At 68.5% G+C, this 26,114-nt stretch carries 20 protein-coding genes; 14 read left to right on the forward strand and 6 right to left on the reverse strand.

The annotated features are described in order from the left end of the window. Positions 1-125: 125 nt before the first annotated feature. Both dctP and IPK27_12040 read left to right on the forward strand, forming a co-directional pair. Positions 126-1,226, forward strand: coding sequence for a TRAP transporter substrate-binding protein DctP (dctP, locus tag IPK27_12035; protein MBK8068320.1), 1,101 nt, complete (start codon positions 126-128; stop codon positions 1,224-1,226). Between the two features lie 288 nt (positions 1,227-1,514). Continuing rightward, positions 1,515-1,940 (forward strand): thioredoxin fold domain-containing protein, encoded by a 426-nt coding sequence (locus tag IPK27_12040; GenBank protein ID MBK8068321.1) that lies wholly within the window; start codon positions 1,515-1,517, stop codon positions 1,938-1,940. Positions 1,941-2,235: 295 nt separating this feature from the next. Here IPK27_12040 and IPK27_12045 read toward each other — a convergent pair whose 3' ends face one another. From IPK27_12045 to IPK27_12060, 4 genes are all read right to left on the reverse strand, one after another. Then, positions 2,236-3,045 carry a hypothetical protein gene (locus IPK27_12045; protein ID MBK8068322.1) on the reverse strand — a complete coding sequence of 270 codons (810 nt, stop codon included), beginning with the start codon at positions 3,043-3,045 and terminating at the stop codon, positions 2,236-2,238. A 103-nt stretch (positions 3,046-3,148) separates the two neighbouring features. Then, positions 3,149-4,018: a hypothetical protein gene (locus IPK27_12050; GenBank protein MBK8068323.1), complete on the reverse strand. Its 870-nt coding sequence runs from the start codon at positions 4,016-4,018 to the stop codon at positions 3,149-3,151. Positions 4,019-4,308: 290 nt separating this feature from the next. After that, a complete protein-coding gene (locus tag IPK27_12055) occupies positions 4,309-6,516 on the reverse strand; it encodes an EAL domain-containing protein (GenBank protein ID MBK8068324.1) in 2,208 nt (735 codons plus the stop codon). Positions 6,517-6,683: 167 nt separating this feature from the next. Next, the gene (locus IPK27_12060; protein ID MBK8068325.1) at positions 6,684-7,148 is read right to left on the reverse strand and encodes an Lrp/AsnC family transcriptional regulator; all 465 of its coding nucleotides are present in this window, start codon (positions 7,146-7,148) and stop codon (positions 6,684-6,686) included. 136 nt (positions 7,149-7,284) lie between these two features. Between IPK27_12060 and IPK27_12065 the strand changes: the two genes are divergently transcribed. Continuing rightward, complete coding sequence (locus tag IPK27_12065) at positions 7,285-8,175, forward strand: phenylalanine 4-monooxygenase (protein MBK8068326.1); 891 nt, start codon at positions 7,285-7,287, stop codon at positions 8,173-8,175. Between the two features lie 11 nt (positions 8,176-8,186). On the opposite strand, the gene IPK27_12070 is transcribed toward IPK27_12065, so the two are convergent. Beyond that, the gene (locus IPK27_12070; protein ID MBK8068327.1) at positions 8,187-9,086 is read right to left on the reverse strand and encodes a hypothetical protein; all 900 of its coding nucleotides are present in this window, start codon (positions 9,084-9,086) and stop codon (positions 8,187-8,189) included. A gap of 28 nt (positions 9,087-9,114) precedes the next feature. On the opposite strand from IPK27_12070, the gene IPK27_12075 reads away from it, so the two are divergent. The 10 genes from IPK27_12075 (at position 9,115) to IPK27_12120 (ending at position 21,932) form a co-directional block, all read left to right on the forward strand. Further along, positions 9,115-9,264, forward strand: a complete 150-nt coding sequence (locus IPK27_12075) for a hypothetical protein (GenBank protein ID MBK8068328.1) — start codon at positions 9,115-9,117, stop codon at positions 9,262-9,264. Between the two features lie 2 nt (positions 9,265-9,266). After that, positions 9,267-10,061, forward strand: a complete 795-nt coding sequence (locus IPK27_12080) for a hypothetical protein (protein ID MBK8068329.1) — start codon at positions 9,267-9,269, stop codon at positions 10,059-10,061. A 108-nt stretch (positions 10,062-10,169) separates the two neighbouring features. Further along, on the forward strand, positions 10,170-10,505 hold the full coding sequence (locus IPK27_12085; protein ID MBK8068330.1) for an STAS domain-containing protein: 336 nt from the start codon (positions 10,170-10,172) through the stop codon (positions 10,503-10,505). 217 nt (positions 10,506-10,722) lie between these two features. Further along, positions 10,723-12,669: a methyltransferase domain-containing protein gene (locus IPK27_12090; protein MBK8068331.1), complete on the forward strand. Its 1,947-nt coding sequence runs from the start codon at positions 10,723-10,725 to the stop codon at positions 12,667-12,669. Positions 12,670-12,678: 9 nt separating this feature from the next. Beyond that, positions 12,679-15,840 carry a HEAT repeat domain-containing protein gene (locus IPK27_12095; protein MBK8068332.1) on the forward strand — a complete coding sequence of 1,054 codons (3,162 nt, stop codon included), beginning with the start codon at positions 12,679-12,681 and terminating at the stop codon, positions 15,838-15,840. Between the two features lie 6 nt (positions 15,841-15,846). Further along, the gene (locus IPK27_12100; GenBank protein MBK8068333.1) at positions 15,847-17,781 is read left to right on the forward strand and encodes a HAMP domain-containing protein; all 1,935 of its coding nucleotides are present in this window, start codon (positions 15,847-15,849) and stop codon (positions 17,779-17,781) included. Beyond that, a complete protein-coding gene (locus IPK27_12105; GenBank protein ID MBK8068334.1) occupies positions 17,778-18,182 on the forward strand; it encodes a cyclic nucleotide-binding domain-containing protein in 405 nt (134 codons plus the stop codon). Before IPK27_12100 ends, IPK27_12105 begins: the two co-directional genes overlap by 4 nt. Next, positions 18,179-19,522: a hypothetical protein gene (locus tag IPK27_12110; GenBank protein MBK8068335.1), complete on the forward strand. Its 1,344-nt coding sequence runs from the start codon at positions 18,179-18,181 to the stop codon at positions 19,520-19,522. The genes IPK27_12105 and IPK27_12110 overlap by 4 nt, the downstream gene beginning before the upstream one ends. Positions 19,523-19,527: 5 nt before the next feature. Further along, on the forward strand, positions 19,528-21,192 hold the full coding sequence (locus IPK27_12115) for a serine/threonine-protein phosphatase (GenBank protein MBK8068336.1): 1,665 nt from the start codon (positions 19,528-19,530) through the stop codon (positions 21,190-21,192). Further along, positions 21,189-21,932 (forward strand): methyltransferase, encoded by a 744-nt coding sequence (locus IPK27_12120; GenBank protein ID MBK8068337.1) that lies wholly within the window; start codon positions 21,189-21,191, stop codon positions 21,930-21,932. Before IPK27_12115 ends, IPK27_12120 begins: the two co-directional genes overlap by 4 nt. Positions 21,933-22,109: 177 nt before the next feature. Here the strand turns inward: IPK27_12120 and IPK27_12125 are convergent, their stop codons facing one another. Then, the gene (locus tag IPK27_12125) at positions 22,110-22,757 is read right to left on the reverse strand and encodes a DUF4850 domain-containing protein (protein MBK8068338.1); all 648 of its coding nucleotides are present in this window, start codon (positions 22,755-22,757) and stop codon (positions 22,110-22,112) included. Between the two features lie 120 nt (positions 22,758-22,877). Between IPK27_12125 and IPK27_12130 the strand changes: the two genes are divergently transcribed. Continuing rightward, entirely contained in the window at positions 22,878-26,027 is a 3,150-nt protein-coding gene (locus IPK27_12130; protein MBK8068339.1) for a hypothetical protein, read from the forward strand. Positions 26,028-26,114 lie beyond the last annotated feature (87 nt).

Consider the following 26,114-nt stretch of genomic DNA (forward strand, 5'->3'; position numbering starts at 1 on the left):
AAGCAGTGAAGCGGAAACGTCCTGGGCGGCTCTGATTGACGTTTCACGCTCACCCTTCACTCTCAGGCGCTCATCCAGGCCTGCCGCTAGACTCGCCTTCCCCAGCTCACCAGCGGATGCCCGCCATGCAAAGACGCGACTTCCTCAAGGCCGGCAGCGTGGCCACCGCTGCGGGTGCATTGGCTGCCTGCGGTGCGCCGGCGCCGACGACGGCGACGGGCGAGGCCGCGCCTGCGGTCAAGCTGCAATGGAAGATGGTGACCGCGTGGCCGGCGAACTTCCCGGGCCTGGGCGCCGGCGCGGCCAAGGTGGCCGAGATGATCGGGCGCATGAGCGGCGGGCGGTTGACCGTCAAGGTCTTCGGTGGTGGCGAGCTGGTGCCGCCCTTCGAGGTGTTCGATGCGGTCTCCGCCGGCACCGCGGAAATGGGTCATTCGGGACCGTACTACTGGAAAGGCAAGTCGGAGGCGGTGCAGTTCTTCTGCGCGGTGCCCTTTGGCCTGAACGCACAGGAACAGAACGGCTGGCTTTACCACGGCGGCGGGCTGGAGTTGTGGCGCGAGCTGTACGCGAAGTTCAACCTGGTGCCGTTCCCGGCGGGCAACACCGGGGTGCAGCTGGCCGGCTGGTTCCGCAAGGAGATCAACAGCGTCGAGGACCTCAAGGGCCTGAAGATGCGCATCCCTGGGCTCGGCGGCGAAGTGCTCGCGCGCCTCGGCGGTGCGCCGGTCAACATCCCGGGCGCGGAGCTGTACACCGCGATGCAGACCGGGGCGATCGACGCCACCGAATGGGTCGGGCCGTACAACGACCTCGCCTTCGGCCTCAACAAGGTCGCCCAGTTCGCTTACTACCCCGGCTGGCAGGAACCCGGTCCTACCCTCGAATGCATGGTCAACAAGCAGGCTTTCGACGCGCTGCCGGATGATCTGAAAGCGATCGTCGAAGGCGCCTGCCGCGCGGTCAACGACGACATGCTGGCCGACTACACCGCGCAGAACCAGCGCGCGCTGGATACCCTGGTCAAGGAACACGGCGTGCAGTTCCGCCGCCTGCCGGACGATGTGCTCAAAGCCCTGCGCGAGACCAGCGAACAGGTGCTGAAGGAACTCGCCGCCAAGGACGAGTTCACCGGCCGCGTGTACGCGTCGTTCCAGGCCTTCCGCGAAAGCGCCGCGCGCTGGCACGAGGTGTCCGAGGTGGCGTTCTACGCGGCGCGGCGTTGATGCGGGACGGGTGGTCTGCAGCGGGTAGTTGGTAGTCGATTCTTGGTAGTCGGTTGTTGGTTGTTGGTTGTTGGTTGTTGGTTGTTGGCGAAGCTCGCGCAGCGCGACACCCGTGGGAGCCGACTCTGTCGGCGATCCTTTTCCAGCGGCTGCCGAAAATGATCGCGGCTGAAGCCGCTCCCACTGGACTTCGGCTTGCCGGAGCTCTTGCTGCCGACAACCGACAACCAGGCTCACGGCCGCGTCCTCGCCCTTGAATCCTCCCCGCCGCGCGCCCATCTCCCGCGCATGCACATCATCTGCCCGAGTTGCCTGAGCAAGAACCGCGTCCCGGTGGAGAAGCTGGACGCGCACCCCAGTTGCGGGCGCTGCAAGGCGCCGCTGTTCCAGGGTCATCCGCTGGAGGTCGACAGCGCCGGTTTCCGCCGGCTCGTCGAGGAATCAGAACAGCCCGTGCTGGTCGACTTCTGGGCGCCCTGGTGCGGGCCCTGCCTGCAGATGGCACCGCATCTGGCCGCGGCGACGCAGCGGCTGGAACCGAATGTGCGTGTAGCCAAGGTGGACGTCCAGGCCCACCAGGATGTCGGCGCCGCGCTGCGGGTGCAGAGCATCCCCACGCTGGCCCTGTTCCACGGCGGCCGCGAGATCGCCCGCACCCAGGGCGCGATGGGTGCGATGGACATCGTGCGCTTTGCGGCGGAGGTGTTGCGCTGACGCCGGGTGGCCGCTGGCCGGAGTCTGGTTGTTAGTTGTTGGTTGTTGGTTGTTGGTTGTTGGTTGTTGGTTGTTGGTTGTTGGTTGTTGGTTGTTGGCAGCAAAGGCCACGGTGAGCCGAGGGCCGACGGGAGCGGCTTGGGCTGCGATCTTTCTGGGCCGCTACTGCAAGATGGCCGACAGAGCTGGCTTCCTCAGGTGGAGCGGTGTGCGCTTCACTGCCAACAGCCAACAACCGGACTCAAGTCCTCTGGTGCCCGATCGCCCTTCACCGCACCCCACAACCCAACCGCCGCTACATCGCGCAGGCACTCGCCAGCGGCACCGAACGCGCCGATTCCAGCGCCTCGGGACTCGTTTCCACGCGCCGCGCGCTCAAGGGGAAGTCGATCCGCGCGACGTAGTTGTCGCCCTCCGGATCGCGCACATTGGTCAGGCCTTCGAAGCGCATCAGCACCCGGTCGTCCGCCGCATAGGCGACATCGATGCCGGACACGATCAGGCCGAGCAGGCCGCCCAGCGCCAGGCGGAACACCTCGACCGGGGTCTCCCCGATCTGCTCGCGGCCGAGGTGGCGCACCTTGAAGCCGAGGTAATCGAGCCGGCTCGGCACCAGGAAGTGGAAGTGCACGGTCTCGCCGGACAGCAGTTTTTGCCAGTTGTCCTGCACGAAGCGGTCGAAACCGGCGTCTCCGACCAGGTCCTGCGGCACCTCGTCCAGCGCCTCGCGCTCGGTCTCGGCCTCGCCCGGTTCGCGCACGAAGACCTGCACCGCATCGCCGGACGCGCTGGCGCCCTCGACGTAACCGAGGCGCGCATCGGTCAGCTCGAACTCCGGCAACCAGGGCAGGCGCGGGCTGTCGGCCACCCGCTTGCGTGCGAACGGCGTACCGTCGGCGCAGCGGTACAGCACCAGCCGTTCGAGCACCCGCGAGCCCTGCATCGCCACGTAATGCGATTCGCGATAGAGCACGCTGCCGTCCTCCGGCTCCACCGCGGTGCCGTCGTAGCTCAGGTAGCTGGGCAAGGCGGCTGCCTCCTCGGCCGCCAGGCTTGGCGGAACCAGCAACAGGGCCAGCACGCACGCGATGCTTCCGGGCTTCATCGGACTCACTCCCTCGGGCCTGTGCCTGGAGAAACGGGAAATGCACCCGCAGGTGCCAGGGGGGAGCGTACACCGGACGCAGGTGAAGCCGAACAGAAGACTCTCAGGGCCCGGTGTAGACCACTGGCGTTGCGCTGAAGTTGAAATGGAACCACCAGCCGCTCTCGCCCTGGTACTGGTCCTTGTCGTTGCGCGATGAGCAACTGCCGCTGCCGCCCGGCAGCAGGCTGGCCAGCGTCACCGAGCCACCCGGCAGGTTGGGATCGCTGATCACGATCTGGTTGGCGTCCGCTTCGCGCAGGAAGCCGCGCAGCAGCCCCTGGTTCAGCGCGGTCGCCGGATTGCCGCTGAAGCTGGCCGCGATCTGGGCATCGACCAGGGTGATCGCGGTACCGTTGTTGTCGAACACGAAGGTCTTTGGCGCGGTGGTGAAGCAGGGTGCCGCAGGCGTGCCGATGGCCGGCGAGTAGGCCGGCACGCCGATGGTTCCCGGGATCGGGGCCAGGCAGTTGCCGCTGGCCGCCGCGGCGTAGGTGTAGGCGGTGGGCTCGGCGCCAGTACGCGGCGCGCAGCCGCTGGTCGGCGCCGGCGCCAGGCAGTCCGCCGGGCCGTTGTCCACCCGCCCCACCCGCCCGTCCTGCGCCAGTGGCCGGAACCACAGCAGGCTGCTCGCGTCGAGGAAACCGTCGGCGGGGTTGCTGTCGCTGGTGTAGCTGGTCTGGATGCTGCCGTTGAAGGACACCGTGGTGGTCGGGATCGCGCTGTCGGTGAAGTCGAAGCAGATCGTCGGCAGCGGCGCGATCGTGATCGGCAGGAACACATGCGGATCGCGCAGGTCGAGGTCAGTGAAGCGGAAACTGGCCGGCGGGCTGGCAAACGCGAAACCATCGAGCCCGAGCCAGTCGGGCGCGCCTTGCGCCGGGGCGCCACCGGAGAGGATCAGCAGCAATCCGCTGACGAGGATGGTGCGCATGCGACAGGCCGGTTTGGAGCGTGGCGGCATTCTGGGCGATGCCCGCGGGCGCCGCAAACACAGCGCGCCGGGGGGGGGGCGGCGGGGGGGGGGGGGGGGGGGGGGGGGGGGGGGGGGGGGGGGGGGGGGGGGGGGGGGGGGGGGGGGGCGCGGGGGGGGGGGGGGGGGGGGGGGGGGGGGGGGGGGGGGGGGGGGGGGGGGGGGGGGGGGGGGGGGGGGGGGGGGGGGGGGGGGGTGGGCGGGGGGGGGGGGGGGGGGGGGGGGGGGGGCGCCACCCCTTGCCCGAGCCGTTACGGCCCGATCGCCCGCAGCCCCGCGTGCTTGAGGCCGCGGCCCTCCAGCAGCGCCATCGCGTTCTCGGCGAGGATCGGGCGCGAGTACCAGTAACCCTGGATCTCGTCGATGCCGAGATTGGCCAGGAAGCGCGCCTGGGCGTCGTTCTCCACACCTTCGGCGACCGCCTTGAGCTTGAGCGTGCGCGCCATGCCGAGCACGGTTTCGATGATCACGCTGGAGTCAGCATCACCGGGTACATCGGCGACAAACGCCTTGTCGACCTTGAGGATGTCGATCGGCAGCTTGCGCAGGTAGGCCAGCGAGGAATAACCGGTGCCGAAGTCGTCGATCGCCACCCGCAAGCCGAGCCGGTGCAGCTCTTCCAGGATGGCGATCGCCTCGTCCGGGTCGTCCATCAGCTGGCTCTCGGTGATCTCGAGTTCCAGCGCGTCACCCTTTAGCCCCAGTTCGTTCAGCAGGATCGCGATGAACTGGTGCAGCGAGCCCTCGCGGATCTGGCGCTGCGAGATGTTGACCGACACCGAGATGTCCGCATGCCCATGCAGCCGCCATTCGCGCACTTGCGCCAGCGCCTCGCTGAGCACCCAGCGGCCGACCGGCACCACCAGGCCGGTTTCTTCCAGCACGCCGACAAATTCCTCGGGGCTGACCAGCCCGCGCTCCGGATGGCGCCAGCGCAACAGCGCCTCGAAACCGGTGACGCGGCCGGCGGCCACCGAGTAGCGTGGCTGGTACATCAGCAGGAACTCGCTGCGCTCGACGGCCAGGCGAATGCGGCGCTCCAGGTCCATGCGTTCGCGGATGGCCTGCATGCGCGCCTGTGAGTGGAAACGGAAGGTATTGCGTCCGGCGGCCTTGGCCTCATACATCGCCGAGTCGGCGGCATTGATCAGGTGGCGCGCATCGCCGCCGTGATCGGGCCAGACGCTGATGCCGATGCTCGGTGTCAGCGCCACCGGACGGCCGCGCAGGTGAAAGGGCTCGCCGAAGGCGGAGATCAGGAATTGCGCGTACCAGACCAGTGCTTCCGGCGTCCGCGCGGACTGCGGGGCGATCGCGAACTCGTCGCTGCCCAGACGCGCCAGCAAATCGCCCTGCGAGAGGCAGGCCTCCAACCTCAGGGCCACCGCCTGGAGCAATTCGTCGCCGGCTTCGTGACCGAGCATCTCGTTGACGTGCTTGAGCCTGTCGAGGTCGATCTCGAGGACGCCGAACAGTCCGTCCGCAGGGTCGGCCGCCTGCAACATGGCGTCGAGCGCGCTGGTGAAGGCATTGCGGTTGGCCACCCCGGTCAACGGGTCATGGCTGGCAAGCCGCTGCAACCGGTGCTCGTTGCGACGGCGCTCGGTGATGTCCGACAGCACGCTGACGTACAGCCGCTCGCCGTCCGGCGCCACGATGCGTGAGATGCGCAGCGCCAGCAGGCGCTCCTCGCCGCTCTTGCAGCGCTGCCAGAGCTCGCCCTCCCATTGTCCACTCGCTTCCAGCGTGCTGCGCAGGCGGCGGTAGTAATCGTAATCGTGGCGTTCCGAATTCAGCAGCGAGTTCGACTGGGCAACGAGTTCATCCGCGCGGTAGCCCGTCATCCGCTCGAATGCCGGGTTGACCGTGACGAACTCGTGGGCGGCATTGGTGACCGCGACAGCTTCCTGCATCGACTCGATCACTTCCTCGGCGATCCTGCTGGCACGCTGTGCCTTGCGCACTTCGCTGACATCCCGAAACGTGCCGGCGATGCGCAGCGGGCGCCCATCCTTTGCGCGTTCCACGATGGCGCCGCGCATCAGCAGCCAGCGAGTGCGCTCACCGCCCTGCAGGCGGAACTCCGCTTCGACCTCGCGCGTCTGGCCGGAAAGATGCCGCGCCATCGCGGCTTCGATCTTGCCGATATCGTCCCGATGCAGACGCTGGCGCAATTCGTCCGGCGTGTATTCGCGGTCCACTACCGCATCGATGTCGAGGTCGGCAGCAGAGCTGTAGATGACGTCGCGGACCAGATCGTAGTGCCAGTAACCGTCGCTTGACGCCGCCAATGCCAGCTTGACGCGTTCGTCGCGCTCCTTGACCGCCGCCTGCGCCGCGGCGAGTTCGCGCACCCGGGCGCGGTAGCGCAGCCCCACCAGGGCCGCTACGACCGCCAGCAACGCATAGACCGACCAGTGCTGCCCGGTCGGGAGATGGTCGGCGGCGGCCGCGGGCACGGTCCACGCGAGAGCCAGCGCCGGCGCCCATCGGTGCCGTAGACGGGATCGAGGGTGCGATCTCCGTGGTGTCATCCCGGCAGAGCGAGCGGGCGCATGGACATGTCACCAAAGATAACACGCGTGAAGACGCGGTGGCCGAGCCCGCAGGCCCTTGGGCACGCGAGTCACGCGAGCGGTAATCCCTGGTCCGGCTTCACCGTGCCGAGCACGAAACTGGTGTTCACGTCGCGCACGCCGCCGTGCTTGAGCAGCTCGCCCATGATGAAGCGGTTGAAGTGGTCGAGGTCGGCCACCGCGACGTGCAGCAGGTAGTCCATGTCGCCGGTCAAGGTGTAGCAGGCCACCACGGCGTCCCAGCCGGCCACCAGCGCTGCGAAGCGCTCGACATGCTCCGCATCGTGGCGTTCCAGCTGCACGCGGACGAAGGCGGTGAGGCCACGCCCGACCGCCGCCGGATCGAGGACTGCGCGATAGCCGCGGATGATGCCGGCACGCTCCAGGCGCTGCAGCCGGCGCAGGCAGGCCGAGGGCGACAGCGCTACCTGTTCGGCCAGCTCCGCGTTGGTGTGGCGCGCATCCCGCTGCAACAGCGCGAGCAGGCTGCGATCGATGCGATCCAGTTCGGTCACGCAAGATTACTCCGGGAAACTCGCTCGGGACGCACGGACATTGCGCAAGACTCGCCGACCGGCGCAACGCGTGCAACCCGCATGCGCCGGATGCGCGCTACTGTACGCGCTCCAGTCGCGCCGGGAGAGGGACGCCATGGATCAGCCACGCCGGGTCGAACACCAGTACACCGACAAGGGCTATGTGCCGGTCTACACCACCGCAGTGGTCGACCAGCCCTGGGACGAATACACCGCTACCGAGCACCAGACGTGGTCCAGCCTGTTCGAGCGCCAGATGGAACTGCTGCCGGGGCGAGCTTGCGACGAGTTCTTCGACGGCCTCAAGCGCCTCGGGATCGACGGGCGCGGCATCCCGAAATTCTCCGAGCTGAACCCGGTGCTCAAGGCCGCCACCGGCTGGACCCTGATCGCGGTCGAGGGCCTGCTGCCGGAACTGGCGTTCTTCGAGCACCTCGCCAACCGCCGCTTCCCGGTGACTTGGTGGATCCGCAAGCCGGAACAGATCGACTACATCAGCGAGCCGGACCTGTTCCACGACCTGTTCGGGCACGTACCGCTGCTGTCGCTGCCGGTGTTCGCCGATTACATGCAGGCCTACGGCGAGGGCGGGCTGAAGGCCGCGCGTTACGGCAGTGAGCCGCTGACCGAACTGACCCGGCTTTACTGGTACACGGTGGAATTCGGCCTGATGGACACGCCGAAGGGACTGCGCATCTACGGCTCGGGCATCGTCTCCAGCAAGGGCGAGAGCATCTACAGCCTGGACAGTGCGGCGCCCAACCGGATCGGCTTCGACGTGCGCCGGGTGATGCGCACGCGCTACCGCATCGACACCTTCCAGAAAACCTATTTCGTCATCGACAGCTTCGAGCAGCTGTTCCGTGCCACCGTCGATCCGGACTTCGGTCCGATCTACTACGAACTGAAGGGTGCGAGCGCCTACCCGGCGGGCGCGGTGCTGGACGATGACCGGGTTTACCAGCGCGGCAGCGGCGAGGGCTGGCCGGCCGACGGCGACGTCTGAAAACGGGCTGATCAGCGATGGCGACGCGTGCTTGGCGCGACCGGCACCTCGTCATCGTCGTCGGACCACTCGGCCGACCGCTGCTGTGCCGGTGCATTGGGATTGGTCCGGTACACCCGCCGCGCGACCAGCGCTGCCGACTGGCGCAGCCACCACCAGCGCCAGGCCCACCAACCCATCCGCAGCAACACCACGGCGGCGACCATCAGATAGCCGCTGAGCGTGCCGAGCAGCAGCAGCGGCGAGAGCAGCAAGGCCAGGGCGTAGGTGTCCAGCGCGTCATCGGAATCCAGGAACAACTCGCGCGAGCCCACCGTCGCCGAGCGCGCCTGGGTGATCGCATACCAGGCAGCCAGCGCCCGTCCGCCAGCGGCGAACAGCATGAACAGCGGCATCAGCGTGTTGGCGAAGACCTGGTTCCAGCCGACCCAGCCGAAGCTGGCCAGCGTGAACCACAGGATTGGCAGACCGATCAGGGTGCACGCGCCAGCAAGCGCAAGTGTCAGGATCACCTGCGGCCGTGGCCGGGTCACGGGTCGGTGACTGTCGCCGCGCTCGAGCGCGGCGCCGGTGATCACGATCTCCTCGGCACGGTAATCGCGGTTGTGGGTATGCACCACCCACTTGGACGCCAGGGTGAAGCGCATGCCGTCGAGCAAGACCGAGAACGCGGCGCTGAACACCACCCAGGCCAACAGACCGGCCGGCGACCAGGCGAACATATAGACGCCGAAGGCCAGCATCGCGAGCGTGCGCGCATGGAATTCGACGCGCCGACGTGCGCGGCGGGCGCCGCGTGACAACGCATAGTTCAAGGCCCGCGCGCCGTCGCAATCGAAGGCGTCGACCTCCTCTGGCCGGATCGGCCTTGGCGCTCGGCGCAGCAGCAATGACAGGGCACCCAGGATCATGGTGTTCGCAGTTCGGTGGGTCGTGCGAGTGATCTCGCCGTTACACTCGAAGACTATCCTGCGCGACCCTGAGCTGACCAGCGAGCGGGTTGACGCGGGTCAGCCGCGGGCGCCGGGCGCGCCCGCGTTGACCGCCGCAGGCATGCACGCGATGATCCCGGCCGCCGGCAGCCTGTAAACATGGGAGAACGCGTGCATCCGGATGCATTCAAGACCCGGCGGCTGGTGATGTTCCTTTCGGCCGACGTGGTCGGCTCCACCGCTTTCAAGGCCGGCACGGTCAGCGACGCCGGCGAGGCGCTGTGGCTGGAAGCCTTCGAAACGCTCTTCCGCGAGCTGCCACTGATCTTCATCGGCAAGCTTGCCGAGTACTTCGCGCTTGAAGACGACCTTCCGCACAGTGGCGTGTGGAAGGTGATGGGCGACGAGGTGGTGTTCGCGGCGATGCCGCAGGACATCAACCAGGCGCAATTGATCGTCGCGGCGTTCAGCGATGCGGTGGTGCGCTATGACCAGCGCATCTCGGCAAGCTGGCCCCTGCGCATCCGCGGATGCTGCTGGGGCGCCGAAATCGGCGAGCGCAATCGTGCCATCGAGATCCCGGAGATGCTTGGCGCCAGCGAGGACAGGCCCTACCTGGATTTCCTCGGTCCCGATGTCGATACCGGGTTTCGGCTGTCGGGCCATTCGCGTCCGGGTGAGCTGATCCTGTCACCCAACCTGGCCGAGGCATTTGCGCGCCAGCCCGATCAGCGCGGGCTGCGCTTCCACTTCGTCGGCGAGGCACCCCTCAAGGGCGTCTGCGGCGGCCAGCCGTTTCCGCTCGTGCTGGCCTCGGTCGAGGGTGTAGGGGCGCCGAGTTTTGCCAGCATCGATGCCGCGGAGCTCGCCGCCAGGCTCGCCGAGATTCGCGCGCGGATGCAACGCGAGCCGGGCGTGCGCCCGGCACCACCGGCGTTTTCCGCGCCGGGTTGAGCCCGCGCTGCAGCCGGGCGCCGTGCGTTCCGGGACGTTTGCCGGCGCCCCCATTTGTGTCAAAGTGGCGCCCGGAAGGACCGGCGTGGTCCGGTGGGGACACCAAGCATGCAGATCGACCTCGTGCAGGAGGGCAATGTCACCGTGTTGTGCCCACGCGGGCGCATCGATTCGTCGACCTCTCCCGCCGTGGAGCGCGCCTGCGATGACCAGATCGCGCGCGGCAGCACGCGCCTGCTGTTCGACCTCGCGCATGTCGATTACGTCAGCTCGGCCGGGCTGCGGGTGTTCCTGGTGGCCGGCAAGAAGGCGCAGCGGGCGGGCGGCCGTATCGCGTTGTGCAACCTGCAGTCCACCGTGCGCGAGATCCTGGCCATCGCCGGCTTCGACCGCATCCTCACCACGGCGGCCAGTCGCGGGGAGGGGCTGGCCAAGCTCATCTAAGCCCCCGCCGCGGGACGCCGCGAGCTGGTCGCGGCGACCGGACCGCGCGCAGGCCATGGCGGGCATGCGCTGGCCCTTGGCGAGTACGGCGGCCGTGTCGGATGCGAATCGGCATCATTGGCGATGCTGGCGGCGATTTCCTATCCTGCGCGGACCTCGCCAGCCGTGCGTGGTGCCGGCAGCCGTCCACTTCACCCAGAGGCAGGTCACCAAGCGCATGCCAGACCCAGCAGATTCCGGCACGACCGGGCCCGGCTTGACCGGCGCCGAGTGGTGGGAGCGTGCAGATCGCCATTACGATTCCCAGGGTGAGCTGTGGTTCGGCGGCCGGCGCGCGCTGGACCTGGTGCGCGAGACCGGAACCCCGGCCTACGCCTACTGCGCGGCGCGTGTGAGTCAGAACGTGGCTCGCCTGCGCTCGGCGCTGGCTGGGATCGGGGCGCCCGTGCGCCTGCTGTACGCGATGAAGTCGAACCGGTTTGGCCCCTTGCTGGCGCACCTGGGCACCCTCGGGGTGGGGCTCGATGTATGTTCTCCGGGCGAGGTGCGGCACGCGCTCGCTTGCGGTTTCCAGCTGTCGCAACTTTCATTCACGGCGGGCTGCCTGAGCCAGGCCGACCATGCAGCCATCGCCGGATGGCCCGAACTGTGGGTCAACGCGGATTCGCTGAGCGCCCTGCGCCGGCTGGCGCAGGTGTCCCCCGGACGGCGCCTTGGGCTGCGCATCAACCCGGCGACGGCATTGGGCTACAACGATTTGGTCAGCTACGCCGGTGCGCGCCCCAGCAAGTTCGGGGTTTACCGCGATCGTTACCTGGAAGCGCGCGCGCTCGCCACGGACCTCGGCCTGGACCTCGTCGGGCTGCATTGCCATGCCGGCTGCGGCATGCTCACGCCGCATCTGGGTGCGCTCGAGCGCGTCTACGCCAGCATCGCCGGATTCCTCGACATGGCGCCCGGCATCCAGCAGCTGAACCTGGGCGGCGGGCTGGGCATCCCGCTGGTGCAGGGCGAGGAGGAACTGGACCTGGCGGCATGGGCCGCGTTGACCCGCCGCTATTTCGGTGAGCGCGGTCTGCGCCTCAGCTTCGAACCGGGCGATTACCTGGTCAAGGACGCCGGCATCCTGCTGACCGAGGTCACCCAGGTCGAGGAAAAGGGCGGTCGCATTTTCGTCGGCGTGAATGCCGGCTTCAACGTGCATCCGGAACCCGCCTACTACAAGCTTCCGCTGGTGCCGGCGCCGGCCCGGCGGTTGCCCGGTCCCGCACAAACCGTCACCATCGCCGGCAACATCAACGAGGCACTCGACCTGTGGGCAGAGGACGTCGGGCTGCCACCGGTGGCGGAAGGCGACGTGCTTTGTTTCCTCAATGCCGGTGGCTACGGCGCGTCGATGGCCAGCCAGCACTGTCTGCGGACCGAAATGAGCGAACACCTGATCCCACGTAGCCGGCAGCTGGACCTCGATGTCGATGCCCTGTCGGAATCCAACAAGCTGGCATGGGACCGGCTCTACGCCACCACCGGCCAACCGGTCTGGGGTGAACAACCGCTACCGTTCCTGGCCGAATTCGCGCCGGCCTTTCGCGCGGCGCTGCGTGCGCCGTCAAGGCTGCTCGATGCCGGGGTCGGCGAAGGCCGCAACCTGCCCTTCCTGCTGGCGTGCGGGGCCGACGAGGTCCACGCGATCGACGCCTCCAGCCACGCGCTGGACAAGGTTCCGGCGGGGCTGCGCGAATCCGTGCGGCTGCGTCAGGGCGACCTTGGCGCCACCGCCTATGCCGGCGGCAGTTTCGACGGAATCATCCTGCTCGATGTGTTCGAGACCCTGCCCAACGCGGAGGCTGTGCTCGCGGAGCTTTATCACATCCTGAAGCCGGGAGGGCTCCTGCTGTGCAATATTCCAGGGTTGGACGACGGTGTCGCGGGACATGACATGCACCAGCTCGGCGACGATACCTTCCTCTACCAGAGCGCCTACTTCTACCGTTTTGTCGCTCCCGCCGCGGCCGAGGCGCTGATGGCGGGTGCCGGCTTCGAGCTGGTGCAATCGGTGCACCGTGAATGGACCGAGGACGCTCATCCGGGTTATCGCCAGGATGAGCACCGTCACGCCAGCCATGTATTGCTGGTGCGGCGCCCACCAGCGCGCACGGGCTGACCGCACAGCATGTTGACTGCCTTCCGCCGCTTGTTCCAGGTCCTGCCCGACGAGGGCGGCAAGGTGCTGACCTTTGCCCTGCTCGCCGGCTTGCTCCAGGCGGGCGTGGCGATCGGCATGGTCGCGGCGGATTCGCTGTTCCTTGCCGGCCTCGGCATCGAGATGCTGCCGCTGGTATTCATCTTCATGCCGGTGGTGATGCTGGTCTACGCGCCGCTGTATTCGCTGCTGGTGGCGGGTCTCGGTGTGCGCGCGCTGTTCCGGCTGACCCTGACGCTGCTGGTCATTGGTGGTCTCGCCTTCGGCTTTGGCGGTGATCGGTTCGGCGACGAGACCTGGTTCCTGTTTGCCGCAAAGTTTTACGCCGGCCTGTGGTTCATCGCGCTCTACACCCTGTTCTGGAACTTCGCCGACGACTATTTCAGCATCCTGGACGGCAAGCGCCTGTACGGCCTGATCGCAGCCGGCAGTGCTGCCGGCTCGATGATCGGTGGCGGCCTGGTCAGCGGGCTCACCGGAATGGTGCCGGCATCCAAGTTGTTCCTGGTCTGGTCGATCGTCGCGATCCTCACCTTCCCGGTGTTCCTGATCGCGCTGCGCCGTTACCGCGCGATCGCTGCCGACGATGCCCAGAGCGACGAAACGCTCTCCTTGCCCAGCCTGCTGCGTTTCATCGGCGCCACTTTCCAGCGCTCGCCCTTCGCCCTGGCACTGGCACTGATCTGCTTCGCGATGGTCGGCCTCACCAGTGGCCTGGAATACCTCTCGCTCGGAGTGTTCGCGGAAAACCGCAGCGCCGATCAGCTCGCCGCGCTGCTCGGTGGCCTGCATGCGCTCGCCGGCGCGCTGACGCTGATCATCAACCTGTTCTTCTTCAACCGCATTGTCGGCCGCCTGGGCGTCGGCAGCACCGCGCTGGTGGTGCCGCTCGCCTACCTCGGCGCCTTCGTCTTCTTCTACCTGAACGCCGGTTTCGGAGCGGCACTGTTCGCGTTCTACGCCTACCAGGCGCTGTTCGTTGCAGTCGAGTACAACAACATCAACCTGCTGTACAACGCCATGCCCGCCGGGGTGAAGCGGCAGCTACGCACCTTCATCGAGGCGATGGCCGAGCCCGCAGCGAGCGCCACCGCCGGCCTGTTCCTGTACTACTCCGCGAACTACATCGACCCCGACAACCTGGCCCTGACCGGCCTGCTTGCTGCCTGTGGCGCGCTGGCGATCGCCGCTTTCATCCGCCAGAACTATGTGCGCGCGCTCGCGGTCAACCTGCGCAGCGACTGGCTGGACTTCGCCAACCCGGAGAGCGCCTGGCGCGCACAACTGACCGCGGCCGACTTCACCCTGATGCGCAACACGGCGTTCTCCGGCTCGCGGCCGCAGCAACTGCTCGCGGTGGAGCTGCTGTGGCGGCTGCAGGATTCGGCGGCGCGCGCCGCGCTGCTGAATTTCCTTTCGACGGCCACGGCCGAGGAAGCAGACCGGCTGCGTCCGGCGATTTCCGGACTGATCCAGCAGGGCGACACCGAAGCACTGGCCGAGACCCTGCTGTGGCTGGAGAGCGACCACGGTCCGCACGAGCCGGAAGTGCTCGACGAGTTCACCTCCAGCGGCGCCTTCCCGATGCGCCGGCTGCAGACCTGGCGCCATTCGGACCATCCGGCACACCAGGCTGCGATCGCGGTGGCGCGCTGGAATGGCAGCCGCATCGAGGAAGTGGCGCAGGCCCTGGACGAAATCCGCGAGCTGCTCGATGGCGACCGCGAATCGCGCCGGTACGCGATCCGCGCCATCGGCGATTCGCGCCATCCGCGGCATGCCAGCGAGTTGTTGCCCTTCCTGCGCGATGCGGATGTCGAGCTGCGCCTGGAGGCGCTGCGTTCGCTACGCAAGCTGGCCTCGCCGGATTCGTCGGCCATGCTGCCGCACGTGCTGCCACTCGTCCGCGAGGGTTCCAGCGAGGAGCGCCTGCTGATCCTGGCGATTGCCGAGCGCATCGGCGATACCGCGGCCGTGCAGCCGCTGCTGTGGGCGGCCGAGCACTTCTCATCGGCGGAGAGCCGGCAGCTGGAGGCGATCATCGCCGGCATGGGCCTGAAGGCCATCCCCGGCGTGATCCACTTGCTGCGCAACGTCGCTGCGCCGTTCCACTCGCGTTCGGTCGCGGTGCGCGCGCTCGCGCGCCTGGCGATGCCGCAGCTGCTGCTGATCACCGAGGAACTGATCGACGACGAACTCAAGCGCGCGCGCGATGCCGTGATGGCGCATCGCGCCCTGGCTGCGGACCGCGACGACGGGGTCGGGCAGACGGTGCTGACCCGCTTCTATCGCGATGCCGCCGCCGAGGGTCTGGAATTCGTGCTCGAGATCCTGAGCCTGACCGGACGCCTGCCGGACTTCGACCTGATCCGCGCTTCGCTTGCCTTCGCCAATGCGCGTGACCGCGCCAACGCGATCGAGACCATCCAGCAGAGCTGCTCGCGCACGATCTTCCACCGCATCTGCGAGCTGATCGAAGCCACCGTGCCGGCCAGCGGCCTGCAGTCCGCGCAAGTGGAAACCCTGTCGGTCGAGAGCGTGCTGCGACGCGCTGCCACCAGCAACATCGCGCTGGAGGCATCTGCCGGCCTGATCGCCTTCCGCGAGCGCGGCATTGCCGGCGGTTTCGAATTGCTGCGTTCGCGCCTGGATCATTCGGAGCCCGGGCGCATCAACGAGTGGCTGATCGCGCTGCTGCCGCGCTTCGTCGACACCGATATCGACTTTGCGCTGGCTGCGCACCCGGTCGATCGCGTGGCCTCCCTGGTGCGCGCCGAGTTTTTCTCCGATGCGCGCATCCTCGCCCTGGACTACCTGGCTGCGCACGCCACCGAGCGCGCCTGGACCGCGGGTGAGCTGGTGTACGACGAGGCCGCGCCGACCGAGGAATTGTTCATCCTCACCGAGGGCAGCGTCGAGGTCAAGCATGCCCGCGGCGGCTGGACCGCCAGCGCCGGTGCCACCTTCGGCCAGCGGGTGCTGATGGGCGACACCCGGCGCAAGGAGCGCGCGGTCTCCAATGGCTGCCGTGCGTTGGTACTGCAGGGCAGCGTGGTGATGCGCGCCATCGAGATCTTCCCGGCGATGGGCGTCAGCCTGTACCAGTTCAAGACCATCGCGGCGATCGAATAGACCGCCATGAAACTGACCTTCAACTTCCAGACGCTGATCCTGCTGACGCTCACGGTGGTGCTCACCGTGGCGACGGCGGTCTGGGGTGCGCTGGTTTACCGGTCGATCTACGACATCATCCTGGGCGGCTTCGACCGCAAGCTGATCGCGCTCAGCAACGGCGCCGCGGAGTTCACCGACGGCGACGCACATGCGGCCTACCAGCGCCCCCGCGAAATCGGCGCGCTGACGGCAGGGCCGGAAGGGCGGCTGCTCGGCTACGATCGCAGCCGCAGCCAGGTGGTCGAGATCGATCCGGCCGACGGCGGTGCGTTGCCAGCCGCGTCGATCGAGCTTCCTCCGTTGCGCTCGCTGGCTTTCGATCCGCAGAGTGGGCGCCTGGCGGCACTCGCGGCGGACGGGCTGAGCCTGAGTCCGGCGGTGGAACACGCGGCTGGTTTCGCGCCGGTGGACAGCCTCGACGGTGCGGTCGATCAACTGCTGTTCATCGATGGCCGCCTGTACCTGCGCCGCGGCACCCGGCTGCATCCCGCCGAGGGTGAGGGCGAGCAGTTCGAGCTGACCGAGGCCGTGTCCTCGCTGGCGCCGGCCTCCGGCCCGGCCCAACTGGTCGGCATCGCCGCCAGTGATGGCGCGCTGCTGTTGTTCGAGGCCGACGGCAGCGTGCGCCGGCGCGTCCCGCTGGACCCGGCCGCGCAGGAGATCGCCGGCCTGGCATGGGTGGATGGCACGCTGTACGCCAGCGGCCACTCGTTGCTGCGCATCGACCCGACTGACGGCAAGGTCGCGGCGGACTTCTATCCGGGCTGGTACAGCGAGCGGGATCCATTCTTCGACCGCCATGTGCATGCCTACCGGCGCACGCGCGAGATCGCCGGACTGACCTTCCTCTACACCCTGGTCTATCTCGGGGAGGACCAGATCCGCTACATCCTTGACGGCTCGCTGGGCGACGACCACTCGCCCCCCGGCTACCCCGACGATGTGCCCGACGAGGCCACGATCAACGACTATGCGCAAGCGCAGTCGCGCGGACTGGGCTTCGTCTCGGGCATCCGCGAATGGGAGGAATGGGGCCTGATCAAGGCGGCCAGCGATCCGATCTACGCCAGCAACGGTCGCATCGTCGCGCTCTCCGGGGCGGATGTGGACATCGGCGTGATCCGCGACAAGACGCGCTACGCGCTGTTTGCGGTGATCTTCGTCGGCGCCGGCCTGTTGCTGCTGGCGGGATCGGTGTCGTATCGCGTGTCGCAGAGCCTGATGCGCCCATTACGCGATATCAAGGATTCCGCCTTGCGCATCGCGGCCGGCTACCACGGCTCACGGGTCGACTACGCTTCCGACGACGAGATCGGGCAGCTGGCGCAGAGCTTGAACGCACTCTCGTCGCGCCTGGCAGCGCAGGCGCGCCAGTCCGAGGCCTACCGCGCCGCTCTCGCGTCCGGTCGCGAGCAGATCGCGCTGGAACATGCGCTCAACGAGCAACTCGCCGCAGGTGTGCGCGCGCTGCCGCCGCGCATGCAGTGCGAGGGCGCGGCAGCAGAATTCGGCGCCTGTGCGCACGGGGAGCTGGGATTGGTGTGGACCCTGGTTCCGGGCACCATCGACGCCCTGCACATCTGCGTGCAGCAGGCCCGGGTGCAGGCGCTTGCCCGCGCCCTGCTGCAGCGGTTGGCGCCGCTCGCGGCGCAGGACGCGCTGTTCCTGACCATGCCCGCGCTTGCCGCGGTCGGATGCTGGGACTCGTCAACCTCCCAGCTGACCATCCGCAGCCGCGAGGAGCTGACCCTGCTGTTGATCGAAGCCGATGGCAGCGCGCGCTCGCTGCGCTGCCAGGACGGCGCGCGGATCGCACTGGCCGCGGATCAGCACCTCGCCTGGGCCGATGGGCTGACGCTGCAGGGCTCCAACATCGACACCGCAGGTGCCCGCTCATGACCCTCGCCGAGAAGCTGCTGGCGCTGCACGCGGTCTACCCGTTCTCGTTGCTGCGCTCGGAGGAACTGCTCACCATCGCCACGGCCATGCGGGTGCACCGCTTTGAACCCGGCGCCATCCTGTGCGAGCAGGGCGGCGTGATCTCGCGCCTGTACGTGCGCGTGGAGGGCGAGGCGGTGGACACGCGCGGAACGCCGATGCAGGCGGTGCTCGGCACCACGATCCTGCTGACCGGCAAGCCGGCGCCATTTGCGATCAAGGCCGGACCGAGCGGATATGTCGCATTATCCCTGCCGCGCGGCAAGTTTTTCACCGTGGTCAACGAGTGCCCGGCCCTGCTCGCGGGCTTTTTCCGCATGCCGCTGCTCGGCGTGGACTACCTGGCGCAGCCATCGTCATGAGCCTGCGCCTGCGCTACTACCTGGCGATCCTGCCGCTGTTCCTCGGCCTCGGGCTGATCAACAGCGTGCTGGTCTACTTCACGGAGCGCAACGAATTGCACTGGGGCTTGCGCGAGCGAGCCCAGGGCGCGGCCGCCGCGGTTGCCGGTTTCTGGGACGTCATCGCCCCTGACCCGGCCACCTCGCCCGCGGCGCGACTGCGGGGCTACAGCCAGCGATTGGGGGCGCTCAGCATCTCACGCTTCGAGCGGGACGCCGGCCGCTGGGTGCAGCGCACCCTGTACGAGTCCACCGATGTGCCACAACCACCGCCCCCGGATGCCAGCGTGGACGCCGCACTCGCGGCCAGCCCGTTGGCCTGGAAGCTGCAGGAGACCGACCAGGAGGCCGGCGACCTCAGCTTTGGCTACGCAGTGATCGCGGGCGCCGAACCGGCGGCGATGATCGGCGTGGCCGAGCGAGACCTCAGCCTGCGCAATGCGCTCGACAATCTGCGCGTGCGCCTCGCCGGCCTGCTGCTGGCCCTGCTGCTCGCGGGCGTGGTGGTTGCAGAGATGATCACACGCATCGCCAGCCGCGAACTGGGCGCGTTGACGCGCGCGGCGCGGGATGCTGCGCAGGGGCGCTATCTCTCGCATTGGCCGGATGGCCGCATCCGCGAATTGAACGACCTCGGTGGTACGCTGTTGACCATGACCAGCCTGCTCGCCGACGACAGCCATCAGACGCGCCGACGCTTCTTCCAGCACGAGCCGCTGCCGGGTGAAGCCGAGCTCGCCGGCGCTTACCGCGCGCAGTTCGACCCTGCATTGCCGGTCGTGATCGGCCATGCAGAGTGCGCCAACCGGCGTATCGGCGCTCCCATCCCCGAGGACTTCTGCGGTTGGTGCAGCGCGCCGGGCGGTTGGTACCTAACCGTAGGGCGCTGCCGCCTGCCGGAAGAGGATCCCGGCCTGATGGCGCGGATGGTGCGTGCCGAGGCGGCGCGCGACTTTTTCCTTGGGGTCGCCACCAGCCGGCCGCACGGACCGGCGTGGCCGGAGGCCTTGAAGGTATGTCCCTGCACTGCCCTGCAGATGGTGTTCATTCCGGCCTCCGGCCAGGCTGCGACGGGCTGGAGCCTGGACCCGATCCGTGGCCTTCCGCAGCCCTGGTCCAGCGACGATTCCCGGGTAGTGATCGGCACGCTGTCGCTGGATGCGCGGCAGATCGGACAGGCCTATGCGCGCCAGTTCCCGGACCGCCCGATCGATCAGATCGCCGATGAGCTGTCGAGCCTGCTGGGCTCCCGCCACCAGGGGCTGCTGGTGATCTGCGACTTCCAATCTGCGAGCGCCTGACAGTCATGACTGCTCCAATTGCCTCCACAGCCAGGGCGCCGGCCGCACGCAGGATCCGCTTCGGCCTGCGCTTCAAGATCATCCTTGGCCTGACCATCTTCAATATTCTCGGCACTGCGCTGTTCGCCGCCAATCATTACGTCGTCGAACGGGCCGCCATCATCGAGGGCGTGCAGCAGAAGCTGGCGACCGCTGGCCGGGCGTTGTCGGAAATGCTGCCGCCGGGGTACATGGACCGCGCGGTCACGCCAGACGCGGTGTCGCCCGAGGAATACCGCGAGATCGTGCAAAAGCTCTCGCGCTACTGCGCCGACACCGGACTCAAGTACCTTTACTCCTACTACTACAAGGACGGTGTTTTCTACACCACCTCCACCAGTGCCACGCCGGAGGAACTCGCGGACGGCAGCTTCGCGCAGTACTGGAGCGACTACTCCCAGCCCAAGCTGCAGGAGGCCTGGGACACCTGGGAGCCGCGCTACGACGAAACCAACGACGAGTGGGGGCACGTCTATTTCCGCTTCAACCCGCGGGTCACGACAGCGGGTACCCGCTACATCGTCGGCAGCGACATCCCCATCGACACCCTGATGGCCAAGCTGAACACCTCGCTGCGCAAGTCGATCCTGATCGGCTTCGTCAGCTTCTTCGTGGTGTTCCTGTTCTCGTTCTGGATCGGCTCGCGCGTCTCGCAGAAGATCTCGAAGCTCTCCGACTACACGGTGGAACTCGCCGCGACCGATTTCCAGCCGGTCGAAGACCTCCCGCTGCGCCGCGAGATCGCTGCGATGGAGACCCAGGGTCGCGACGAGATCACCCAATTGGCCAGTTCGTTCATGGCGATGGAGGCGCGCCTCAATGCCTATTTGCGCGAGCTGACCGAGACCACCGCGACCAAGGAGCGCCTGCGCAACGAGTTGCGCATCGCCGGCGACATCCAGCTGAGCATGCTGCCACGCGGTTTCACCGCGCTGCACAAGGACGACGGTCGCTTCGGCATCGATTTGCACGGCGACGTCAAGCCGGCCAAGGAAGCGGGCGGCGACCTCTACGACTACTACTATCTGGACGACGACCACCTGTGCATCGTGGTCGGCGACGTGTCCGACAAGGGCATGCCCGCGGCCTTGTTCATGACCGTGGTGATCTCGATCCTGCGCGCGCGCGCGACCGCCGACTTCATTGAACAGCCGCAGGAGATCCTGCGCCAGACCAACGAGTTGCTTATCCCGCAAAACGGGATGTGCCAGTTCGTGACGCTGTTCCTCGGGGTACTCAATGTGCGGACCGGGCGCTTGGTCTATTCCGACGGTGGCCACAACCATCCCTTCCTGCGGCACGCCGGCAAGCCGCCGGTGATGCTCGATTTCAAGGGCGGCGTCGCACTCGGCATCCTGCCCGGCGCCGAATATCCGCGCTATGAACTGACGTTGGCACCGGGCGACACCTTGCTGGCCTACACCGATGGCGTGACCGATGCAATCGCGGTCGACGAGTCGTTCTACGGCGAAGCGAGGCTGCAAAGCGAGCTGTCCGGCGTCGCGCTCGATGCCACGGCGACGGATTGGGTGGAGGTGACCATGCACAGCGTGTTCCGCTTCGCCGAGGGACATTCCCAAGCCGACGACATCACGGTGCTGGCGTTGCGCATCCTGCCGCCGGGCGCATGAGCGAGCGGGCGGAGGCACTGCTGCGCCACGCAGCCGCCGGCGACGAGGCGAAGCTCGGTGCATTGCGCGCCCGGGTGGCGGCCGGCGAACCACCGGCTTACGTCGCCGGCTTCCTCGAGTTCGACGGGCGCCGCTTCCGGAGTGATCCGCGCGCCTTCATCACCGATCCGGAAACGCTCTGGCTGACGCGCGCGGCGCTCGAACACGGACGATGGTTGCAGCGCCAGCTGAACCGCGCGCCGCGTGTACTGGAATTCGGCGTCGGTGCCGGCACCCTTGCAATCACGATCAAGCTCGCCGAGCCCGACTGGTCGGTGGCCGGCATCGACGTTGATCCGCCAGCGCTCGAACTCGCGGCCGAGAATGCCAGCGAGCATGGCGTCGCGATCGACCTGTTGCCCTCCGACTACCTCTCGGGCTGGCCGGCCCATCGCAGCCCCCCGGACCTGATTTTCGGCGATCCGCCCTGGGGCGATTCCGCCGACCTGTACGAGCCCGAGCGCGATGCGCACTACTATGAGCAGATGCCGCCCGCATCGGCCTTTCCGCGCGCGGGCGGGCGCAGCGGCATCCACGACGAGCTGATCCGCCAGCTGGCCGCGAGCGGCTGGCCGAGCTGGTTGCTGCTCAACTACGGCACCCTGCCGTCCGACGTGATCGCACGCTCGGCTGCCCCGCTGCGCGAGTGGCGGATCCTGAGCCCCGCGCCCGGCATCAGCCTGATGCTCGGACGCGCCTGAGCGTCGCCCGAGCAAGCTCATCCTTGCCTGGCATCCGCACGAGGCGGGTGCCGCAAGCCAGGCGCGCATCGCGGCAGGAAAGCCCGTCACCGGGCACCCCCGCACAGATCCCGACGGGCGCAATCAAGGCGCCGGGCTCCGCGCTGGCGGCGGCACCCGGGCGACGGAGTGCTGCGATCACTCCACAGTGAACGCGCCGAGCACCTCGTCGCGCAGTGCTTCCGGCGCGCCGCTGACGACCAGTTCCTCGTAGCCGTAGTCCTCGCCGGCTACCAGCGCGACCAGGTCGTGGCTGCCGTGCGCGTGGTCGTAGCGCACGTGCGCGCGGTCGGCGCTGCTGGCCACATGCGTCAGCGGGCGCTCGCTGCCGCGGCAGAACTCGAACTCGCCGGCGCGCGCTTCCTCGGCGTAGCGCGGGAAGTAGGCCGCCCCGGCGCTCAGCGCGCAGCCTACGCAGGCGCCGGTGCCGCTGGCGCGCAGGCGCCCGGGCATGCCCTGGAGGTCGATCACCCAGCTGCCGTCGACGCCGACCGCGGCGGCGACCACGCGCCAGCCCTTCGGCACCAGCAGCCAGCCGCTGGCCTCCGACCACAGCCAGGTGGTCGCCTGGCCATGCGCCCGCGCGGGCGGCGCGCCATCGGGGACGCCCGACAGGCGCTCGCCCTGTTCCGCCATCGGGTCGGCCATGGCCACGCCGAGCACGCCGCCGGCGAGCGGCTTGACCTCAAAATCGGTCACCACCGCGGGCTCCACCGGCGCCAGGTCGGGCAGCTCGCAGGGCGGCAGGGTGGTGGTGGCGAGGAACAGGGCGAGGGCAGGCAGCATGGGCGCAGGCGGTTTCCGGGTGTGCTGCAGTATCGCCGAGTGCGGTGCGCGGATTCGTCACGTGGCGAGGGAGTTCGCTTGACGTAGAGTCAGTGTTCCCGATCACGCCGGAGGCTGCGCATGCGTCTGACCGCTCTCGTCCTGCTGCTCGGCGGCGTCAGCGCCGCGGCCGCACCGATCGATCCCGACCTGCTCGCCGGCCTGAAGGCAAGATCGATCGGCCCCGCCGCGATGAGCGGCCGGGTGGCCGCGGTGGTCGCCGACCCGGCCGATCCGCGCACGGTCTACGTGGGCGCGGCGAGCGGCGGTGTGTGGAAGAGCCGCAATGCCGGGCTCACCTGGACCCCGGTGTTCGACCGCGAGGAGGTGCACGCGATCGGCGCGATCGCGCTCGACCCGCGCAATCCCGAAGTGGTCTGGGTCGGCACTGGCGAGGGCAATGTGCGCAACAGCGCTTCGATCGGGCGCGGCGTGTGGAAGTCGACCGATGGCGGCGCCACCTGGGCCCACCTCGGCCTCAAGCAGTCCGAGCGCATCCACCGAATCGTGGTCCACCCGCAGGACGGCGACACCGCCTGGGTGGCGGCGATGGGCCCGTTGTGGAGCGCCGGCGGCGAGCGCGGCGTGTACAAGACCAGCGACGGCGGCAAGAGCTGGCGCCGGGTGCTCCCCGGCGATGCGCGCACCGGCGCCAGCGAGCTGGTCATCGACCCGCAGAATCCGAACCGCCTGTACGCGTCGATGTGGACCTTCCAGCGCACGCCGTACTCCTTCAAGTCCGGCGGCGAGGGCTCCGGGCTGTACCGCTCGGTCGACGGCGGCGAGACCTGGCGCCGCCTGGGTGTGGCCGAGGGCCTGCCCGCGGGCGAGCTCGGCCGCATCGCGCTGGCGCTGGCGCCCTCCGAGCCGCGCATCGTCTACGCGCTGGTCGAGTCGCAGAAGAACTCGCTGATGCGCTCGGACGACGGCGGCGACCACTTCGTCGCGGTCAACAGCGACGTCAATGTGCACAACCGCCCGTTCTACTTTTCCGACCTGAGCGTCGACCCGCAGCAGCCCAACCGGGTCTACAAGCTCTCGGTGGTCGGCGAGCTGTCCACCGATGGCGGCAAGAGCTTCGAACCCTTCATCGGCTGGGACGATCTGCACCCGGACCACCACGCGCTGTGGGTGCATCCGGGCAACGGCCAGGTCCTGATCAACGGCAACGACGGCGGCGTCGGCTTCTCCTACGACCGCGGCGCCACCTGGCGCTACGTCGCCAACCTGCCGCTGAGCCAGTTCTACCATGTGCGCCTCGACAACCAGACGCCGTACCACGTCTACGGCGGCCTGCAGGACAATGGCTCCTGGCGCGGACCGTCGGAGGTGTGGACCGCCGGCGGCATCCGCAACCACGACTGGCAGGAGGTCAATTTCGGCGATGGCTTCGACACCCTGCCGGACCCCGAGCACCCGCGCCGCGGCTACGCGATGAGCCAGGAAGGCTATGTGGTGCGCTACGACCTCGAAGCCGGCACGCGGCGCATGATCCGCCCGGCGGCCGACGACCCCAAGGTGCCGCTGCGCTTCAACTGGAACGCGGCGATCGCGCAGGATCCCTTCGACCCGGCCACGATCTACTTCGGCAGCCAGTTCGTGCATCGCAGCGCCGACCGCGGCGAGACCTGGACCACGATCTCACCGGACCTGACGCGCAACGACCGGACGCGCCAGGACCAGGCGAAGAACGGTGGCCTGACGCCGGACGTCACCGGCGCCGAGAACAACACCACGCTGATCGCGATCGAATCCTCGCCGCTCGAGAAGGGCCTGCTGTGGGCCGGCAGCGACGACGGCCGGGTGCATCTCACGCGCGACGGCGGCGCCAGCTGGCAGAGCATCGAGGGCCGGCTCAAAGGCGCGCCGGGCGACGGCTACGTGGCTCACATCCACGCCTCGCAACACGCCGCCGGGCGTGCCTTCGTGGTGATCGACAACCACCGCAACGGCGACATGCGCGCCTACGCCTGGCGCGTCGACGACTTCGGCGCCAAGGCCAGCGCGCTGACGCTGCAGGGCGTCGACGGCTATGCGCTCAAGCTCGTCGAGGATCCGGTGGAACCGCGCCTGCTCTACCTCGGTACCGAACTCGGGCTATACCTCTCCTTCGACGCCGGCACCAGCTGGATCCGCCACACCGCCGGACTGCCGAAGGCGGTGTCGGTGATGGACATGGCGCTGCACCCGCGCGAGCACGACCTGGTGCTGGCCACCCACGGCCGCGGCATGTACGTGATCGACGACGTGGACACCCTGCGGCGCCTGGCGCGCGAGGGCGCGCCGACGGCGGCGCTGGCCGCGCTCGACAGCACGCCCGGCATCCTCTACCAGTCGCAGCAGCCGGTCGGCGCGCGCTTCCCCGGCAACGCCGAGTTCAGCGGCGAGAACCCGCCCTACGGCGCTACCCTGAGCTTCTGGGTCAACGATGCCGGCGTGCCGCACCCGGACGCCGAGCGCGAGCGCGCGCGACTGGCCGCGCTCAAGCCGCCGGCCGGCAAGGACGCCAAGGACAGCGACAAGCCCAAGCCGCTGCGCGTGGAGATCCGCGACGGCGCCGGCAAGCTGGTGCGCCATGCCGAGGTCGAGGTGAAGCAGGGCCTGAACCGCTGGACCTGGGACCTGGCCCACACCGCGCCGCGTTCGCCCGCGCCGCCGGGACCTTTCGACGCCGCCGGACCATCCGCGCTGCCGGGGAGCTACAGCGCCACCCTTCGCCGCGGCGACGCCAGCGTCACGCTGCCGGTCGAAGTGCTGGCCGATCCGCGCGAGCCGGCGGATGCTGCCGCACTCGCGGCGCAGCAGGCCGCCGCCCTGCGCGCAGCGGAGCTGCAGGACCGCATCGTCGATGCGCTCGAACGCATCGCCAACGCCCAGGCGGCGCTGGCGCAGAGAAAGACCCTGCTGGAGCAGCAAGTCGCCGCACGCAAGCGCGCCGATCCCTCCACCGAGATCGCCGACGAGGACACCATGCAGAAGTCGCTCAAGGCGATCGGCGAGGCCAGCGAACAGCTCGACAAAGCCGCCCTCGGCCTGTGGCAAGACCCGAAGAAGGTCAAGGGCTACACCGCCCCCACCGCCGCCTGGGACAAGCTCTCCGAGGCCCAATGGATGCTCGGCGGCAGCGGCCCGCCGACCCCCGCGGCGCTGACCTACCTCGCGCGCGCCGCCGCGGTGGTAGAGGAGAAGATCGCGGCGGCGGATGCCGCGGTCGCGGCCAGCGCACGCTGAGCCACCCATCCGGCGGGCGCGCTGCGCTTGTCGGGTTGGATCCGTCGCCCAAAGCGCGCCGCAACTTGACACCTACCGGCGGCGCGC

The organism is Rhodanobacteraceae bacterium (assembly GCA_016713135.1).
Classification (GTDB): domain Bacteria; phylum Pseudomonadota; class Gammaproteobacteria; order Xanthomonadales; family SZUA-5; genus JADKFD01.